Below are 20,137 nucleotides of genomic sequence, written 5' to 3'. Positions count from 1 at the left end.
GGTATGAGGAAGGAGTCGGTTGGGCATGAGTCGTGAAAATAAGAAAAATAACAACAGCCAGGAAACAGTTTTGATAACAGGAGGAGCCGGATTTATCGGTTCCTATGTGGCTGGACTCTTAATAGATCAAGGATATCGAGTTGTGATTGTGGATGACCTATCTACGGGACAAACTGGTAATATTCCGGAATCAGCCGCGTTTTATTCACTATGTATCACAGAAGATCTTTCAAGTATATTTCTAAAGGAAAAACCCCACTACGTCATTCACATGGCGGCTCAGGTAAGTGTCAGCAAATCCTTGGAAGACCCAGAGGAAGACGCCAAGATAAACCTCATGGGTGGTTTAAACCTACTCCAAGAAGCTAGTAATAACGGAGTAGAAAAGTTCGTATATGCTTCGACAGCTGCTGTTTACGGAGACCCCTCGGAATTACCGTTAAAGGAAGAACACGAAAAAAAGCCGTTATCGCCCTATGGGATTAATAAGTTGGCCTTTGAACAATATCTTGAAAGTTATCGGGTAAACCTTGGGATGGATTACACTGTTCTGAGATATGCCAATGTCTATGGGCCCCGTCAGGTCCCTGGAGCCGATGGAGGCGTTGTGGCGGTATTTATGGATAGAATTAAAAAGGGACTTCCTTTGATAATTCATGGAGATGGCAGCCAGACCAGGGACTTTGTATATGTTGAAGATGCAGCTAGAGCTAATCTTCTGGCCCTTGAGAGGGGAAGTGGTCAAGTTTTTAATGTCGGTTACGGTGAAGAAACTTCCATTAGTGAACTGGTAGACAGTCTAGCTCGCATCCTGGGCAGAGAGTTGCCCTATGAATATACAAATCGACGACCGGGCGATATATATAGAAGTGTATTTAACTCAGAAAAGGCCCGGACTAATCTAGGATTTCAAGCACAACATTCCTTGGAGTCAGGATTAATAAAAACTGTCAAGGAAGAAGATGTTTGATGGAAGGAGGTATCCCTTGTTGCAGTATGACAGTAATAGACATGCTCTAGGTTCTGATTTGGTTTTTAAGTGGATCTTAATAGGGATTTTAGTTGTTGCCATGAGTGGGGCTTTGTTGTTTCAGGGTTGTAACCATGACACACAGGCTCCTTTATCAGAAGATAAAGAAAACCAAGCTCAAGAAGAGTCAGAGCAAGTTAAGGACTCAAAGCAAATTGAGGAATCAGAACAGGATGAGCAATCTGATCAAAATACACATGAGCAATCGGATCAGGATACGAATAAGCCATCTGACCAAGATACTAAAATACCTGTCTTAATGTATCATCATTTTGATGATGACCCCGAGACTAGTGCAACCATTACTCCGGATATGCTGGAAAAACAGATGGAATTTCTAGATAAACACGGATTTTCTGCCATTAGTATGGAAGATTTACTTAGATTTATTGAAGATGGCGATGATAACCACCTTCCTGACCGTCCTGTACTAATCACAATTGATGACGGTTATGCCAGTACTTATGAACAGGCAATACCTATACTGGAGGAGTATGGTTTTAACTCATATATATTTATGATTACCGAGAGAATTGGTAAGCAGGTAGGTGAGTATGACTTTTTGTCCAAAGAAAAGCTCAAAGATCTTGAAGATCAGGGACACTCTATCGAAAGCCATTCAGTTTCCCACGATCCTTTCACTGATCAAAAGGAAGGGGAAAGTACTTCGGAATGGCGGGAGAGAATTGGGTATGAACTGGAAAAATCGAAACAGGTCTTGGAGGACAAGCTGAATAAAGAAATTCGATACTTTGCCTATCCTTTTGGAGACTGGAACAGTCATACAGAGGAGCTAGTAGAAAAAGCAGGTTATGAGGCCACTTTTCTCGTTCGGGAAGATTATGTCACAAAAGAGTCTCATCCTCAACGGCTTTTTCGATTTGGAATTACTAAAGACATGACCATGGAAGAATTTAAAGAGATATTTGAACCTGTTTTGAATGAGGAGGAACCGGACCATGATTAAAAATAAGGACATAATTTACTTTAGTGCTGTAGACTGGGATTACGTATTTGCCAGGCCTCAACAGACTGTTATGCGGTTAGCACAAAATAACCGGGTGATTTATGTTGAACCGCCTTATTCTTTACTAGCGCCTTTAAAAAAACCTCGAGCCATTAAAAAGTGGTTTTCGGGATTGAGAAAACATCCTGAAAAGGACAATTTATACCTGTATGCACCAAAACCCACTTTACCATTTCAAGGTAAGATAAAAGGGATAAATCCCATTAATCAAAAGTCCATGGGTAGGAAGCTGAAAAAAGTCACCAAAAAGCTAAATTTTTCAGATCCGATGATTTTCACTACACTTCCCAATACTGTGGATTTGCTCAAATACTTTCCCGACAGTCAGGTAATTTATGACTGTGTGGATTGTCACGCATCCTTTTCCGGGCATAATGATGAATTGATGAGGGAATTGGAGATTAACTTATTGGAGCGAGCAGATCTGGTGTTTACTACTGCATATGCCCTGTATGAAGATAAAAAGGGCTTTAATTCTAACTGTCATCTGGTGCCCAATGGTGCCCAGGTGGAGCATTTTGCCATAAACAATAAAGAAAGCCAGGATAAAGAAGAGCAAAATAAAATCAGATCTAGAAGCAATAAAGGACCAAAGAAAAACACCTCTGAGATTAAAGGATTAGGTACAGGAGTTTCTTCTTCTGGGCCTGATAAGAAAACACTGACAGACCTGGGGGTTTCCCCAGAAGTGGCTGAAGAACTCGCTTTGGACCAAGTTAAAATTGGGTTTATCGGTGGTATTGGAGATTGGGTGGATTTATCTCTGGTAGATTACATGGCACAGGCCAGGCCCCGGTGGAAATTCTTTATGATTGGTCCCCTGGGAGTTGACCCTGGCCCGCTGGCTCATCGGGAAAATGTTTACTTTCCCGGATTTATGAATTATAAAATACTGCCTCAAATACTCCAGGCTTTTAGTATAGCTATCTGTCCATTTAAAAAGAATCGGCTCACCGAGAGGGTTAATCCAGTAAAAGTCTATGAATATCTAGCTGGAGGGAAACCAGTAGTAGCTACAGACTTACGGGAGTTACAGGAGTTCAAAGAATACTTATATCTGGCTAATAATGGAGAGGAATTTTTATCTCAAATTGAGAAAGCCCTGACTATGGAGGAAAAATATCATCAAGAAGGAATGCTTCCGGGTATAAGAAGGATGCGCAGGGAGTTTGCCGAGGAACATTCCTGGGAAAAACGAGTTCAAAGGATGGAGGAGCTATGGGAAAAAACATTGTAATTCAAGGTTATTATGGTGCGGGTAATACAGGTGATGAGGCAATTCTATCTTCCATTATTCAAAACTTGCAAGAAGAATCGGGCCAAGAACAATTACATTTCACTGTGTTTTCAAGGGAACCGGAAGCAACGAAAAGAGAACATGGAGTGGAATCTGTTTATACGGGAAGAATGTTATCTGGAATGAAACAGGTAGTTTCTACAATAAAAAATTGCCATTTATTTGTCAGCGGGGGTGGTGGTCTGCTTCAAGATGCCCATCCTCGAGTAGTACCTTACTGGTTATCCCGGGTCGTTTTAGCAAAATTGTTTCGCAAACCGGTAGTTTTTTATGCCCAGGGGGTAGGCCCAATTTACAGGCCTTTGAGTAAGCTATTAATCAGGTGGATTTTGCCCGGCTTGGACTTGATAACAGTGAGAGACAATGACTCTAAAGAGCTCCTGGAACATTTAGGAGTTTCTAGTGAGAAAATTCAAGTGACTGCTGATCCGGCTTTCACTTTGGAGTCAGTTTCCCAAGACAAGATTTTATCAATCATGGACAGAGTACTGCCGGATTTTGATACCCGGTCCTGTTTCAATAAAAAAACCAGAACACTTAAACTTGATAATAATGAGTTTGAGGGTGATAGTGTTGAATCTCAAGACCCTAGTGATAAATGGATAGGAGTCAGCTTGCGCTCATGGGGAGAGAATGAGAAACTTATACACGAACTTGCCCAGTATTTAGACGAAATGAGTGATCAGGGTTATAAAATACTATTCATCCCTATGCAGTATCTTCCAGACTTGGAAGTCTCTAAAAAAGTGCGAAAACTTATGTACAATACAGAAAATGTTTATCTTTTTGATTATCAAGGTTCACCCAGGGAAATGCTGACTGTACTCTCTATGATGGATATTAATATTGCCATGAGATTACATGCAGCTATTTTTTCTTTGAAAAGTTGTGTTCCTACTATAGGATTGTCTTATCAGCCCAAGGTAGCAAGTGTATTTGATGAAATGGAGCAATCTTCATTTATGTTAGAACTGGAAGAGATAAACTGCGATCAGTTATTAAAATTAACCGGAAAAATTCAAGATAATTTTATACCTATTCAAGAAAAACTTTTGTTCAATTCCAAACGTCTGCAGGGACTGGCAAGGAATACCGCTAAATTTACACTTGATTGTTTGACTTAATTGTTATATAAAGGATTATGAAGAAAACTTGTCCAAAGGGAGAGACTGATATGAACCCAGTTAATAAAACGGATCAAAATAAAATGGAAGTAAATACTGTCGGTTTAAAGCGAAACAATACCATTGCTGTCTTTGGCCAGGGATATGTAGGATTACCTCTGGCGCTTAGCTTTGCCATGAAAGGATTCAAGGTATTTGGTGTTGATATTAATCAAGCTTTGATTAAAGAGTTAAAGCAGGGGAAGACCAAGCACCTAGAGAGTTACCAGGGCAAATCAATTCAGGAAATCTTACAGGAAGAACTGGATTCGGGAAGATATATACCAGTGGATGATTACCGTCAAGCCCTAACTCAGGCGGGGATTATCGTAGTAACAGTAGGTGCGCCTATCAAGGATGATGGAGAAGTAAATAATAGTCCTCTGAAAGCAGTTGCTCGTGAAATAGGACAATCATTGAAAAAAGATGACCTGGTCCTGGTACGGAGTACAGTAGTTCCTGGTACTACTGAAAGAGTGATTCAGCCAATTTTGGAAAGCGAAAGCGGTTTGGTGTCAGGAGAAGACTTTGATTTGGCTTACTCTTCGGAACGTATAGCTGAAGGAAAAGCTTTTCTTGAATTCAGTGAAATGCCAACTCTGGTTGCCGGAGTCACCGACTCTGGTCGTAAGAGGGCAAGTGAATTACTGGCTTCTTTGTTTGGTGATGGTGGTGAAATTGTTGTCTCCCCTTCTATAGAGGCGGTAGAATTGTCAAAGGTTCTAGAGAACTTGTCCAGGGATATTAATATAGGAATGGTAAATGAATTTGCGGGTTTATGTGAGGAACTTGATTTAGATATTCACCATATTATTGATTTGGCCAATACCCACAAAAGGGTCAACTTATTGCGTCCTGGACCCGGTGTGGGAGGATTTTGTATTCCAAATGCTTACTATTATCTTTTACCCAGGGCTAGAGAAGCCGGTTTAGATTTAGACTTAAGTTCTAGTGCCCGTGAAATCAATGATTATCGTCCCAGGCGTGTAGTTGAGCGTTTAAAAGAGAGGTTACAGGAGCAGGGGAAATCTCTAGATCAGTGCAAAATAGCTATTTTGGGACTGGCTATGAAAGACTATTCTAGTGACCACAGGCAAAGCCCTGCTTTAGATATTGTAGAACTATTGCTACATCAAGGTGGAGAAGTAAACTGTTACGACCCAGAAGTGAGTTCTGGATTGATCGCAGGTCAAGTTAATGACCTGTGGAAGTGTGTGCAGGGAGCCAGTGCCGTGATATTTTTGACTCGACAGGAAGAGTTTGATAATTTGGATTTTGGACAGTTAAAAGGAAAAATGTTAGCAAATCCCCACTCACCTTTGCTGTTAGATCCCAAAAAAGCCCTGTCCAGGGAAGAAGCTACTAAAGAAGGGATTCAATACGTAATCTTGTGATGGTAACTATTTACAGAGTGACACAAAGGAAGGATATCGGTCATTAAAAGCGAATTTGTAAGTTAGTTTAGGAGTGTCTATATATGAGCTTTTTTAAAAAAATAAAATTGCCTGGCTTAATTCTGCTGATCGTTATTTTACTTGCATCAGCATATGCTGGTTATCGTGTGGCTGACTTGTATTACGGAATTTACAATCCAGACCCCGAGAGTGCGGATAATGAGAACAATGGAAATGAAATACCTGTACCTCCAGAAGAAGAAAATATCTTGAATGTATTATTAATCGGTGCTGATGGGGAAAATGGCCGTGGTCGGGCCGATACTATCATGCTGGCTCGATATGATAAAGAAACCAAGGATGTGGGACTAATTTCCATTCCCAGAGATAGCAAAGTAGAGCTGCCTGGCAGAGGTGAAGAAAAAATCAATCATGCCTTTGCTTATGGTGGACACGAGTATTTGATTGATACTGTGGAAAAGTTTTTAGATATTCCCATCCACAATTATGTGACTGTAAATATGAGAGGTTTTAAAAATACCATTGATATACTGGGCGGAGTGGAAATTCATGTAGAACAAGATATGTACCATGAAACATGGAAAGATGGAGAACTAGTCCCTATTATAAACCTGCAGGCAGGAACCCAGATTTTAGACGGCGAAGAAGCCCTGCAATATGTGCGCTGGCGCGGTGATGCCGATGCCGACTTGGGAAGAGTGGAAAGGCAACAGAAATTAGTGAAAGAAGTTATTGATGAGTTGTTGCAGTTCAGCTCTGTGACCAAGATTAACCAGCTACTAGAGCAAGCCAGTGATAATGTAGAGACGAACTTTAGACTTTCAGAGCTAATGAATCATGCTGTTTCGTTTCATAATATAAACTGGGACGATATGGAAACAGCCACATTACCTGGTGAAAGTCAAAAAACTAGTGCTTGGTATTATATGGTTGATAAAGAGGAATGTCGCCAAGCCGTTAAAGATATCATTAAGGACGATGAAGAACAGGAAGATATGGAACAGGAAAATACGGAGCAGGAAGATACAGATAAGGAAGATACTGAACAAGAAGGCTCAGCTGAAGGTAAACAAAAGCTAGATAAGTTAAGAGCCTAAAAATGGCAGAGATAATGCAATAGAAACATCAAAGAAAGGTTTAGAACTGGAGGTTATGACCTATGGAGCTCTACCTTAAAGTTGCGGTAACTTCTGCCGCCTTAAGTTTAATCATGACACCACTATTGAGAAAAATATCATATAAGGTGGGGGCTGTGGACCAGCCAAAGGAAAGCAGAAAAATTCACAACCATGTTATGCCTAGGTTAGGTGGTCCTGCCATATTTTTGAGTTTTTTGATTTCATTAATAATGTACGTACCATTAGAAACTGAATTTTATGGGCTCTTGATGGGCTCAATATTGATTTTAGTTATAGGAATGCTTGACGATATATATGGATTGTCTCCGCTAATAAAACTGGGTGGACAGGTGGCAGCGGTTCTGGTATTTATAGCCTTCGGAAATCAGGTAGAGTTCTTAACCAATCCCTTTGACGGCTTGTTTTATTTGGGAGTTTTAAGTATCCCTGTGACCGTAATGTGGATGGTGGGAGTCACAAATGCTCTCAACTTGATTGACGGTTTAGATGGATTGGCTTCAGGAGTATCAGCTATAGCGTTAACGGCTTTTGCCATTATAGCCGTTCAAAACGAACAAATGTTAGTTGCCTTGACAGCTTTAGCTTTATTGGGTGGTATCCTAGGTTTTTTAAAATACAACTTTTACCCTGCAAAAATTTTCTTAGGTGATTCAGGTTCTCTGTTACTTGGTTATATGATTTCCGCTTTATCAGTTATGGGCCTATTGAAAAGTGTTACTATGGTGACTTTTATCATCCCCATGCTCCTTTTAGGAGTACCTATACTAGACACATTCTTTGCCATATTGAGAAGATACTGGCATAAAAGACCAATTTTTCAGGCTGATAAAGGTCATTTACATCACAGATTATTGAATTTGGGAATGAGTCATAAACAAGCTGTTCTATTTATTTACTTGATAAGTGTCGGTTTTGGAATTGGAGCGGTGCTCTTCTTTCAAAATGGCACAGGATTTTAGAAAATACATAAACCGGCCTCTTAAGAAGAGAGGCTGGTTATTTGTTTGCCCGGCATGCCTGCCGCGCCGATGGGTTGAAAGAAACCCTGTCACCTAACCAGCAGGAAGACAACCATAAGGCAAGGGCGTCACCGGTGACGGTGGAGTCTGAAGGAAGCTGAAGGGGGAATTTGGAACATAGTGAGAACAAACCGAGGATGGCCTTTTAGGTGGGTAACCTTGCAAATTATGGGAAGCCCGAAAGCTGGATAACCTAAAAGGTTAGGACGGATGCGTTCAAATTCAGGCAAGCAGACTTAACCGGGGAGATACCTGTATTGTCTTGTGACGACAAGTAAAGTTAAGACAAGTGGAAACATGAGTTTTAACTAAAGCAGTGCAGGAGGCAGATGAACCCGTAGTAGTGAAGAACTTTCGGCCAAAGAAAGCTGGTAACAGTCTGGAGGATAAAACCGAAAGGACACTACACCTGGTTGTAGTGGTGCATAATGACCGAAAGGGAATTATGTAGTGTGAAGGGGTGAAAGTAGACCAAAGAGTGTAGCAAGAACTCGAGTAGACACTTTAGGTAGGAAGAAAACTGAAGCTGAAATGCTAAAGGGAACGGAAAGTCAGGTGGTGACGAGCTTACTTGCTTTACCGTCCGCCTAGTGGAAGTAGAGCGTACCCTGATAGGTAAGATTGCCAAAGAGCTAGAGACACCGTTAAGCACGTTCAAAGAAACCACAACTAAAAGTGTAGAAAGAGGGAAGGCACACAGCGAAAGAAGGTGCAATTGATGAAGAAATGGTACAGTTTAATAGACAAGATTTATTCCAAAAAAAATCTAGAAGACGCCTACCGCAGGGTCAGAGCTAACAAAGGTAAACCCGGCATAGACCAGGTAACCGTGGAGGCTTATGGCTCCAACCTAGAAGAAAATCTGGAAACCCTTCATCATGACCTTAAAATTGGCGCATACAAACCACAACCTGTGAGGCGAGTTAAGATACCCAAACCAGATGGAAGTACTCGCCCATTAGGGATTCCAACCGTAAAAGACAGGGTAGTCCAACAAGCAACGTTAAATATACTTCAACCGATTTTTGATCCAGACTTCCACCCGTCAAGCTACGGATACAGGCCTAATCGCTCATGTCACAAAGCAATAGCTAAATCAGAACAGTTCATTAATAAATACAATCTAAGACATGTAGTAGATATGGACCTATCTAAATGCTTTGATAAATTAAACCATGAGTTGATTATCGAAGAAGTAGCCAAGAAAGTTAGTGATGGAAGTGTTCTCAAATTAATAAAGAAATTTTTGAAGTCCGGAGTAATGGAAGATGGAGCCATAGAAGACACAGAAATAGGGAGCCCTCAAGGTGGAGTGATTTCACCACTACTAACCAACATTTACCTAGACAGATTTGATAAAGAAATGAAGAGTCGCAATATCCGAATAGTAAGATATGCCGATGATATTTTAATATTCGCCTACACACCAAGACAAGCGAAAAGATATAAAGATATAGCTACTGAAATATTAGAAGACGAATTAAAACTAACAGTTAATAAAGAGAAAACTCACATAACAAATGACCGCAAAGGTGTTCCCTACCTAGGAGTTATCATAAGGAGTCAAAACATATCCATCCAGCCTGAAAAGATACAGAAATTCAAAGAAAAAGTCAGAACTCTTACACCAAGAAATCATGGTAGAAATCTATCCGAAATCATAAAAGAGCTAAATCCAGTATTAAGAGGATGGGCAAATTACTTCCGAATAGCCAATTGTAAGAAACAATTTGAGAACTTAATGAAATGGATTAGAAGAAGACTTAGGATGAAGAAAATGCGAGAATGGAAAAGTTGGAAACAACTACACAAAACTCTTCGCAGAAAAGGCTACAAAGGGGAATTTGAGAAAATCTCCATGAATAAATGGAGAAACTCATCAAGTCCTCTCATAAGTTTAGCACTACCCAATAAGTGGTTTGACGAGATAGGTCTAATTAATATTAGTACCTATCAAGTTGGTATTTTGCATCACTTTAGAAAGTGATCGAGGTCTACTAGGAGCCGTGTACGTGGCCCGTAAGCACGGTTCTGTGAGAGGAACGAAGCCACAGCTAATTACTGTGGCTTCTACCTACTCGATTTAGATCTGGTTAGATCTGGTTGATCTGGTCTATTGGTTCTGGGGCTGTTTCGCCTTGACTATCAAGGCGATAGACTTGTTCAAATTGGATTTGTTCTTTTTGACAGGTATTAATAGCTGTCTTAAGGTCCTGTTCCGACTCTAGCCTGGCACATAGCCCACAGTTGGCACTTAATTCCCTGGGGATTGGAATTAATTTTCCTGTTAATTTATTTTGGAAAACAATTTTTTCAAACTTCATGGCCATGTGTGTACTGGGAAAAGTGATTACATAATACATTTAATAATCAACTCCTCTCTAATAAGTAAAATTTTCTATCGACAACATTTTAAAATTAGCACTTTTATATGCCTGAAATATCTTGTGAATAACCAAAAATCATGACAGTATAACCGTAACTTATGGGCTTCGATTTTCGTCTAATTTATCAGATGCTTAAAGACTGTCCAAAATTTCTAAAATAAACTAAGCGCCATGCAAGATTAAGCCATTAAGATATAACTAAACATTAAATTCTAATTTTACATTTTTAATTATAATTGTTTTAGAAATTATTCACAAACCATAAATAATGAAATTATCATAAAATTGCTGTCTAAAATTAAAACTATAACCCCCTGTATATATGAGGAGGGGTTTCGGAGAAATCGGAGGGTTGACTATGGACTTCAGGCAGCTAGAAGTGTTTGTAACAATTGTGGAAGAGGGGAACTTTTCTAAGGCGGCAAAACGTCTGTACTTGACACAGCCTACTGTAAGTGCTCATGTTGATTCTTTAGAAAGGGAATGTGGTATGAAGTTGTTTGAAAGACGTAATCGGCAGGCTGTCTTAACAGAGGCGGGGCAAAATTTTTATCCCTATGCTGTAGATTTACTTGATATGAAGGAACGTGCCCATGAAAGCTTCGCTAGGTTCAATCAGGAAATTGACGGTAAAATAACAATTAATGCCAGTCAAACTCCTGGGATTTATTTACTACCTAATTTACTGGCTCCATATCAAAAAAAGTATCCCAGGTCTAGTTTTAGGATTACTATTTCGGATACCGACGGGGTTTTTGAAAATATACTAAATTATGAAGCCGATCTGGGTTTTGTAGGTTCACCGAAAACATCGGATAAATTAGTTGCAAAACCTTTAATTAATGATCAACTTGTGTTAATTGCAGACTCTCCATTTAAAGAAAAACTTGACGAACAGCAAAAGAAACAAGGTGTATTATATATGAAAGACCTATTAGACCTTCCTTTTATAATTAGAACTGAGGGTTCTGCAACTAGAAAGGTATTTGAAAAAACCTTAGCGGAACAGGAAAAGTCTATCAAAAATTTACAGATTGCCGGACAGGTGGATAACCTGGAAGGAGTTAAGAGCTTTGTGCATCAGGGTGTTGGAGTCTCTTTTGTTTCCAAGTTCAGCTTAAATCGAGATACAAGCTTAAAGAGTTTTTACATACAAGATCTGATGCCTGAAAGGAAATTTTATCTGATTTATCATAAGGATAGAGTATTTTCCCCTACTTGTGAACGCTTTATAGCTCATGTACAAGACCAAAAAATTTAGCTGAAACAGAGAGGTGTTACGGTGGGTACAACGGATTATAATCAAAATGAATTTAATAATCAAACAGGGGAACGAATATATTCAACAGAGTACGAAAAGTTGATAGTTAAGAGAGAGCAAGTCCTGGGTCAGCCCGTGGACTTGCTAACTTATGATAAAGCGTTGTCCTTGACACAATCATGGTTAAGCAATCCGGTTGAGACCTGTGAAACAAAGTTTATTTTTGCACAAAATCCCGAAAAAGTTCTCAGGAGTATGGATGAACCTGAACTTAGCTCAGTTCTTGAAGAAGCAGATTTACTGATACCAGACGGCAGTGGTGTAGTCTGGGCTTTGAATAGAAAAGGATATGATTTACCAGGTCGGGTAACTGGTATAGATTTAATGCATAGACTGCTGGCTCAGGCAGAAGAACTGGGTGCAGGAGTGTATTTTCTCGGGGGCAAGGAAACGGTTATCAACAAGGCTATCAAAAAAATGAATAAGGAGTTTCCCGGTTTACAAATCAAGGGATTTCATCACGGTTATTTTTCTCAACAGGAGGAAGATAAAATAGTAAAAACAATTAATCAGTCTGATGCCAGTTTACTATTTGTAGCCATGGGAAGCCCTAAGCAGGAGTTGTTTTTGGCTAGAAATAGAGACAAACTGGCAATTAATTTAGGTATGGGAATAGGTGGAAGTCTGGACGTTATTGCCGGTGAAGTTAACCGGGCTCCTGAAATATTTCAAAAATTAAAGCTGGAATGGTTTTACAGGATAGTCACAGATCCCAAACGAATTAGTAGAGGAATGCAAATTCCACGTTTTATTGGCAAGATTATTTTTAGCTCTAAAGAGGAAATTTGAAAAAAAATGTAGAAGTGTTATTATCTAATAATAAATTACATTTTATACATCGCCCATCTACAATTAATATAATTTAGATTTAAATAGTAGTGAGGATTGAGGGGTGAATTGATTTGAGATTATCATGGGCACTTATTATATTGATCATTGTGCCATTATTAATATTCGTACCGGGCCCTGATCAAGATGAGGCCTTGGCTGATGGCTTAAGTCCCGAAGATACCATAGAGTCAAGTCAGATGGTAGCAGGTGGACAGGCCTTGTCCGAATTTAGGGAAGCCATTGGTGTTAGTCTAATGAATCAGTCATACTATAAAAACCATAATGAGGAAGAAGGAGCAAATACTGACAATGATCAAAGTTCTGAATACCAATCCAGACCCACTAATAAAGAAAATCCGGGTAACAACTCGGAGTCGGGCTGGTTAATTTCACAATGGCAAAGCACCGGTGGACCTTATAGTGGAGAAGTACTTGCCATTACCCAGGATCCCCATAAACCTCATCACATGTATGCTGGTACTCCACATGGACTGTTTAAAAGCTTTAATAAAGGTGAAAACTGGTATGATTTGGGTGTGACTAATAGTAGTATTAATGATATTTCAGTTAGTAAAGTTGATGAAGATTTGGTATACATGGCAACAGATGAAGGATTGTATTTATCAAGGGATGGTGGAGCACAATGGGATTATTACCAGGGGTCTCTTGAAGGATTAGAAACTTATTTCGTTACTACTGTAGAGGATCCAATTTTTAATGAAACTACCCTGGTAGGAACGAATGACGGTGCCTATGTTTCCAGAACAAAGGGGAGCTCTTTTACACAGATCGGTTATGAAGGCGAGAAGGTTACTGCCGGGAAAATACATAAATCGGCACCGGAACAGCTTTATCTGGCAGTAGACGATGTTGGTCTGGTCCAAAGTGGTAATCGAGGTAATACCTGGGATGTCATTTCCGATGATTTCGTAGGAGAAGTTTTGACCATATCTATAAACCCCTCTTTTCCGTATATTATGTATTTGGGTACTACTAATGGCATTTATGCTTCTTATGATCGTGGCGCTTCTTGGGAACACGAAGGAGTTTTAGGAACACCTGTTTACGAAATTTGGATGGATCCGGAACTTCCCATTCACATCATGGCTGCTACGGAAGGTGAAGGTATCAAAAGGAGTACTAACGCAGGTGATCACTGGGAATCGGTATGTGAGGAACTTCAGGATATAGATTTTCTGAGCATGATTCTAGATGTGGAAGATGATGAACAGTTTTATTTTGGAACAGGCGAACAGGGGATTGTTTCCCTAGACCTTCGTTCTGGTGATCATGCAGTCTTGAACGAAGGCTTAACTACTTATGTTCATGAACTTTATTCGTCTAGTTTAGACCCCAGTAAACTTGTGGCAGTATCTGACGATAATGTTTATTACTCCGATGATCGAGGAGAAGACTGGATAAATATCTTGAATGAGCGTCCCCGGGCAGTAGCAACCTGGAGTGATCCAGAAATTACTTTAGAAGATTATGATCAGGAGGGCGCTGATAATCGGGAATTTGAATCGGGTTCGGAACAGCTGTATATGGTAGCCGGTGAAAAGCTATTAATCTCGGACTTTGGTGAACAGTATTATGATCGAGTAACTCTCGATGGACTTGATAGACAAATTTATAACTTAAGTGTTCATCCAATGGATAAAGAGGAAGTATGGGCCGGCACTGATCAAGGTGTTTATGTAAGCAGAGATGCTGGTGAGACTTGGGAGCATCTGGGTTTAGAAGATCAATTTGTAGAGTATCTTGATGTATCTTTTGAACGTGAGCGAAATATGACTGTGGTTTATGCCGGTGGTTATGCAGGGGTCTCCCGTTATGTAGAGGGATACGGAGATACTGAACTATCAATTGAAGCAGACCAAGAATTATCTGATGAACAGGATGATAAAGAAGATACAGATGCTGAGGAATCAGAAGAAGATTCGGAAAATGACGTTGATTGGTTGCAAGAGCAAGGTGAGATAGAAGAATTCCAAGAGATTATTACTAGGGAAGATTATGCTCTATCTGAAATAGAAGTTGCAGATTTTAATCCGGAAAAGATTTGGTTGGGAACCTTGGGTAGAGGTTTATACCACTCTCAGAATGCAGGAGAAAGTTTTGAGTCCAGAAATACAGGGCTTCCTGGTAGCCGAGACGCAGAAGATACAGAATACTTGCCTGCCGTTGTATCTCTGGATGTTTATCCAAATAATCCTGAAAAAGTATTGGCTGGCTTAGAAAGTGGTGTATACTTTTCTGGAAATTCCGGACAGGAATGGCAGCTCATTAATGATTTACAGCTCAGGGTAGAGAGTTTTAGTGCTCACTTTGGTCCACCAACAGCATTGTACATGGGTACAGAAGAGGGGGTTTATCGCCATGAAGCTTATGAAATCCCCCATCTGGGTTGGGAAGATGAAGAGCACTATACCCTGGATAATCCCGATGTATATAGATTTGAAGAACATTTTGAGTTAAAGAATACTACTAATGAGACTAAGGAAAATGTAGTTTTCATGGCACCGAAAGTTTTAAATCATGGTATATATCAATTCCGCTATGATTATAATTTAGATTCCGAACCATCCCAGACCCTAACTAAAGAGAATTATGATCAACTGGATGGTAATGCTTATGATGTTGAGGAATCCTGGTTTGAAAAAGGAAATGAAATATTGGTCTTTGAAAAAGATAAATTGGGACCGGAAGAAACTTGGGATATCAAAGTAAATAATGAAGTAGTTGTTTTTGAGACTTACTATGACCTGGATACAATGGATCCAGAGCCCTATGACACAAACAGTGAATTTTACCAGCTTTACACCGGACCTGATGAAATGTCCCCTTCCGACCATGAGGAGATTCAGAATAGAGCCGCTCATGTTGTGGGTGATGCTGAAGAACCTATTGAAAAAGTAGAAAATATCTTTAACTGGGTCAAAGATTATCTAGAATATGTGCCACCGGGTAATGTCGGCGCTTTAGAAGCATATCGTTCTGGAGAAGGAGTGTGTGCTGACTATGCCGACCTATTTGTGGCTCTAGCAAGGGCTGAAGGTATTCCGGCTAGAAGATTGTCAGGTTACTATATTTCCGGACCTGATGAAGGCCAGTATCACGCTTGGTCAGAATTTTACCTGGAAGGATATGGTTGGGTTCCCGTTGAACCTACATTTGATGCATGGTATTCCGACTTTTTCGGAGAATTGCCCGATACAAGTCACATCTTTATGTCCTATGGTGTTGTCCGCCATGAATTTACTGAAGGTCTTGAATTCAAAGAAAGCTTTGACATAGAAAAAGTTTCTCTAGATGAAATGGGTTTTCGCCAAGAAGATATTTTAGATATTTTGGAAGAAGACGAACTTGAATTGGACCAAAATGGGGAACAAGAACAATTAGAAAACGAAGAAAACCATGAAACGGGCGGCCAGGATGAAAATCATGGGGATAACGAGACCATTGAAGACCAAGATTCCGATAATCAGGAAAATACCAGCAATGATAATCAAGATCAAAACTCAGATCGGAATCAGGAAGAAAATTCTAATCATGATCAGGCTGAAGAACAGGAAGAAAATTCATGGGAACGGTTAATTTTGACTAAATTGGGTTCCAATTCTTTAGAAATAAATGATAAAATAACTGGAGAACAGACTTCTAAAGAAATGGATGTAGAGAGCTATGTATCTCAGGGAAGAACTTTAGTTCCATTGAGATTTGTTGCCGACTCACTAGGTGCCAATGTAGATTATCTGCCCGATGAAGGCATTGCACGAGTTATACAAGAAAATCAATCTATTAGCATGTTCGTTTCAGAAGAGACAAAACATGAAACTGCTTTGGTTAATGGAGAAGAAGTGGAGCTTGAAGTTCCTGCTGAAATAAAGAACGGAAGAACTATGGTCCCTCTGCGCTTTGTTAATGAACAAATGGGATCATATGTAACATACGATGAAGATACCAAGGAGATTTCCATATATTACTAGTGGATTTCAGTATATCACATTGCGATACTATTGTATTGCATTGTATTCCATTGTACTGCATTGCGATTCCTGGGTATCGGTTGGTGGGGGTGATATAAATTAACAGGCGTGTTTGCCAAACCCTGGCTGTGGCAGTGGCAGCTATATTAACCTGCAGTACCTTATTATCGCCTGTAACAAGTCCTAGACCGATTGAGGCGGCCAGGGATAAAAATTGGGAATATAATAGTCATGAAGTTGCGGACAAAACTTCGCGTGATATAGAACTAGCTGGTGCAGAAGGAGCAGAAAAAAATACCCCCTTAACAAACCTGGTCGATAGGGAGGGTAAAGGAGCTTCTTCATTAGACGAACTCTTAGAACTATATGAAGTTGAAACTCTAACAGATTTAGATGAAGAATTGATTTTGGTTGCCAAGATAAAACAGGGAGAGGGAAGTGATCATAAAGAAATTATCTTGGAAAAAGGTAATTTGTCCGAAAAGACAAAATCCCATGGAATAAACCTGAAAGTCAATCACGTGTATAGTGAAGTTTTCTCAGGCTTTTCATTCCAAGTAAGCAGAGATCAATTACAAGATTTATTTGAATTATCATGGATCGAGGAAATTCATCCGGTAGGTATGGTAGAAACAAAAGGTCATCGAGTGTATCCCCAGATGGAAGTAGAACGGGGATGGCAACTTCGTCCTGGCTCCTCCTTGAAAGGTGCAGGAGTAAATGTAGCAATTTTAGATACAGGTGTAGATTATACACATTCTGCTTTAGGAGAGGGTTTTGGTGACGGGCATAAGGTAGTTGACGGTTACGATTTTGTAAATCGGCGGCGTTATCCCATGGATGATGAGGGACATGGTACCCACGTGGCAGGTATAATAGCTGCTGACGGAGAATTTCAGGGAATTGCCCCTAAAGCGAATATTTTAGCCTATAAAGTATTAGATGAACATGGAGAAGGTTCTACAGATGATATTTTGGCTGCCCTAGATCAGATTGTTCGTGATAGGCGTCGTGGTAGTGCCAATGCTGCCGATATAATTAATATGAGTTTTGGTTCCAGGCAAGAATATGTGGGTTCATTAATTGCTGATGCCCTGGAATCGGCTGTGGATGAAGGAATTAGTGTAGTCATGGCTGGGGGGAATGAAGGACCGCGTTCGTCCACTCTTGACTTTCCCAATTACTTTCCCCAACATAATGATTCCATCATTACGGTGGGATCATCAGGTGCAGGTGCCCAGGAAGTCAATATTTCAGCTTCGGGAATTAGTGGTTTTATTTATGGTGAACTGATGTTGTACTCACCTGCACCCGATATAGATGGATCTGCCAGGATTGAGTACATCGAAGGTGGGAATAATTACAGTGATTTTACCAATTGGGCTGGTGAAAGTTATGTAGAAGATAAGATTGCTCTGGTAGAACGGGGAGAAGGTACTTATAGAGAGATGGCCGAAAATGCCGCTCGAGCGGGAGCAAAGGCACTGATTATATATAATAACGATCCAGGAATGTTTTATGGTTCCCTGGTAGAACCAAAAGATTATATACCTACTATATCAATTTCCAGAGGAGATGGCTTGGAAATCAGAAACCAGCTGAATGAGGGTAATGTTTGGGTCAGAATGAGTAATAATTCGCGAATCGCCAACTTTAGCTCTCGGGGACCTTCCAGTGAGTCAACTGTGAAGCCTGATCTTGTAGCTCCTGGTAAAAATGTTATGAGTACCTGGACTCAAGACGATTACTCTTGGTCTGAAGGTACTAGCGTGTCAGCAGCCTTTGTATCCGGGACCGTGGCCTTAATGCGCCAGCACAATCCCGGCTGGTCTCCAGATTGGGTGAAATCAGCATTGATGAACTCTGCCGAACCGTTATCTGATTCTGCAGGTAGAAACTATGATCCTACAACTCAGGGAGCTGGTGAATTGAGGGTGCACAGTGCCTTGAGCTCGCAAACGGTGGTACATCCAGGGAGTTTGAGTTTTGATAAAATTGATTATCCGGGCTATCGATATTACGATAGTGAACAATTGACAATCTATAATAATAGTGGAAGTACAAGGCGATATCGAACCAGGGTTAATTTCCTAAACGGCCATGAGGATTTGGATATTGACCCAAAATCAAATACTTTTTTTGTATCAGGGGGTAGCAAGCGTGAGCTGGATTTGGAACTATCTGCTGCTACAGACAGTCTTCCTGCTGGGGAGTACCAAGGTTATGTGGAAATAGATGACTTGACTTCTGCCAGAACATTTAGCATTCCCTTCCTGGTAGTTATGAAAGAAGGTCAAGACCATAATGTAGGCCTAGAAATTTCACCCTATGCTGTTAGCCAGGAACAGCATGCTAATATCAATGTCAGAATATCTGACGCCCTTGATCGCCTTGATATTGAACTCTATGATGAAGACCAGAATTATATCGAGAGATTACATAGCAGAACGAGTACACTAGGACCGGGACGTCATATATTGAGTTGGCGAGGTCAATTGAGTAGTGGTGAACCTTTGGATGATGGATTTTATTATCTCCAGGCTAATGCTCTTCCCCAGGGAAAAGATCCAACCCATGAGGACAATTGGCTTAAAATATCTCGAAAGACCGCTGTAGATAGAACAGCACCTGAAATTGAATTAGATGAACAAGTTGAAGACCTGTACGGAGAACAAGGGGAGGAGACTATTTTGGTTGATACCTCTCCTTATTCTTTAACAGGGCGGGTTGAGGATCTATCACTGGAAATCAGTCCCCAAGAACTAGAATTGAAAATAGATGGCGAGAAAGTCGATTTAGATAGAGATGGTAAGTTTCAGCATCAGGTTAAACTTGATGAAGGATCTAATATGATTGATTTGAGAGCCGAGGATTGGGCCAAAAACTCGACTGAATTGGAGCTTGAAATTATCTACGATCCCCATGATATTGCGGTAAAGCTTCATGATCAAGAGCTGTCTCTGCCTGTACCACCTATCTTGGATGATGGTAGAATACTTTTACCAGCTACATCTATAGTTCAGGCATTGATGGGTGCAGACATGTTATCCAGCTTGGATGCCGAACAGGACCCGGGCGACGACGAATTTGTTGAAATTTCCCGCCAGGGCCAAATTTTGAAATTGATCAGTGGTGAAGATACTATGTACCTTGCAGACAGTTCAGTGGAAATGGAAAGAACGCCTCGGGTGGTTGACGGACATTTCTTTGTCCCATTGAAAGAAATTGCCATACCTCTGGGGATCCAGCTAGCTTGGGATGAAGACGAGCGGGCAGTCTTAATAGAAGATACTACTACCGAGATTAGATACAGACACCACATGGGAAAAGGCAGTTATTCCGTGTCTGATATAAACGTACCTTGGACTGTAGTTATGAGCAGGGGATATCTTCTAGGCAGGTTTTTACAAGATGCCTATAACCTTAGCAGCAATCCGGCTTTAGAAAGTAAATTTAGAAGTCCCTTTGTTGATCAATATTTAGAAAATATAATTATAGAATAAACAAAAACCCCGTCAT

13 protein-coding genes are annotated in these 20,137 nt (G+C 40.3%); 12 read left to right on the top strand and 1 reads right to left on the bottom strand.

Going from position 1 to position 20,137, the window contains the following annotated elements; translation table 11 throughout:
* Nucleotides 1–25 precede the first annotated feature (25 nt).
* The 8 genes from NTHER_RS12085 to ltrA all read left to right on the top strand — a co-directional run bounded on the left by NTHER_RS12085 (nucleotide 26) and on the right by ltrA (nucleotide 10,077).
* Nucleotides 26–970: an NAD-dependent epimerase/dehydratase family protein gene (locus NTHER_RS12085; RefSeq protein WP_012448796.1), complete on the top strand. Its 945-nt coding sequence runs from the start codon at nucleotides 26–28 to the stop codon at nucleotides 968–970.
* Nucleotides 971–986: 16 nt separating this feature from the next.
* Entirely contained in the window at nucleotides 987–1,997 is a 1,011-nt protein-coding gene (locus NTHER_RS12080; RefSeq protein WP_012448795.1) for a polysaccharide deacetylase family protein, read from the top strand.
* Complete coding sequence (locus NTHER_RS12075) at nucleotides 1,990–3,294, top strand: glycosyltransferase (RefSeq protein ID WP_012448794.1); 1,305 nt, start codon at nucleotides 1,990–1,992, stop codon at nucleotides 3,292–3,294. Before NTHER_RS12080 ends, NTHER_RS12075 begins: the two co-directional genes overlap by 8 nt.
* Entirely contained in the window at nucleotides 3,276–4,478 is a 1,203-nt protein-coding gene (gene csaB, locus NTHER_RS15375) for a polysaccharide pyruvyl transferase CsaB (RefSeq protein WP_012448793.1), read from the top strand. The genes NTHER_RS12075 and csaB overlap by 19 nt, the downstream gene beginning before the upstream one ends.
* Before the next feature lie 50 nt (nucleotides 4,479–4,528).
* Nucleotides 4,529–5,911 carry a nucleotide sugar dehydrogenase gene (locus NTHER_RS12065; protein WP_012448792.1) on the top strand — a complete coding sequence of 461 codons (1,383 nt, stop codon included), beginning with the start codon at nucleotides 4,529–4,531 and terminating at the stop codon, nucleotides 5,909–5,911.
* 83 nt (nucleotides 5,912–5,994) lie between these two features.
* Nucleotides 5,995–7,029 (top strand): LCP family protein, encoded by a 1,035-nt coding sequence (locus NTHER_RS12060; RefSeq protein ID WP_012448791.1) that lies wholly within the window; start codon nucleotides 5,995–5,997, stop codon nucleotides 7,027–7,029.
* Nucleotides 7,030–7,091: 62 nt separating this feature from the next.
* A complete protein-coding gene (locus NTHER_RS12055) occupies nucleotides 7,092–8,030 on the top strand; it encodes a glycosyltransferase family 4 protein (RefSeq protein WP_012448790.1) in 939 nt (312 codons plus the stop codon).
* Between the two features lie 778 nt (nucleotides 8,031–8,808).
* Nucleotides 8,809–10,077, top strand: coding sequence for a group II intron reverse transcriptase/maturase (gene ltrA / locus NTHER_RS12050; protein WP_012447437.1), 1,269 nt, complete (start codon nucleotides 8,809–8,811; stop codon nucleotides 10,075–10,077).
* Between the two features lie 106 nt (nucleotides 10,078–10,183).
* Here the strand turns inward: ltrA and NTHER_RS12045 are convergent, their stop codons facing one another.
* On the bottom strand, nucleotides 10,184–10,453 hold the full coding sequence (locus tag NTHER_RS12045) for a putative Se/S carrier protein (protein ID WP_012448789.1): 270 nt from the start codon (nucleotides 10,451–10,453) through the stop codon (nucleotides 10,184–10,186).
* A 382-nt stretch (nucleotides 10,454–10,835) separates the two neighbouring features.
* Here NTHER_RS12045 and NTHER_RS12040 point away from each other — a divergent pair, with 382 nt between their 5' ends.
* From NTHER_RS12040 to NTHER_RS16410, 4 genes are all read left to right on the top strand, one after another.
* Nucleotides 10,836–11,738: a selenium metabolism-associated LysR family transcriptional regulator gene (locus NTHER_RS12040; RefSeq protein ID WP_012448788.1), complete on the top strand. Its 903-nt coding sequence runs from the start codon at nucleotides 10,836–10,838 to the stop codon at nucleotides 11,736–11,738.
* Nucleotides 11,739–11,759: 21 nt separating this feature from the next.
* The gene (locus tag NTHER_RS12035) at nucleotides 11,760–12,587 is read left to right on the top strand and encodes a WecB/TagA/CpsF family glycosyltransferase (RefSeq protein WP_012448787.1); all 828 of its coding nucleotides are present in this window, start codon (nucleotides 11,760–11,762) and stop codon (nucleotides 12,585–12,587) included.
* Between the two features lie 113 nt (nucleotides 12,588–12,700).
* Nucleotides 12,701–16,618, top strand: a complete 3,918-nt coding sequence (locus NTHER_RS12030; RefSeq protein WP_012448786.1) for a stalk domain-containing protein — start codon at nucleotides 12,701–12,703, stop codon at nucleotides 16,616–16,618.
* Nucleotides 16,619–16,746: 128 nt separating this feature from the next.
* Nucleotides 16,747–20,121: a S8 family serine peptidase gene (locus NTHER_RS16410; protein ID WP_012448785.1), complete on the top strand. Its 3,375-nt coding sequence runs from the start codon at nucleotides 16,747–16,749 to the stop codon at nucleotides 20,119–20,121.
* Nucleotides 20,122–20,137 lie beyond the last annotated feature (16 nt).

This window comes from Natranaerobius thermophilus JW/NM-WN-LF (genome assembly GCF_000020005.1).
GTDB classification, from domain to species: Bacteria; Bacillota; Natranaerobiia; order Natranaerobiales; family Natranaerobiaceae; genus Natranaerobius; species Natranaerobius thermophilus.
The sequence above is the reverse complement of the archived record's forward strand: the minus strand, read 5'-3'. Positions and strand labels throughout refer to the sequence as shown.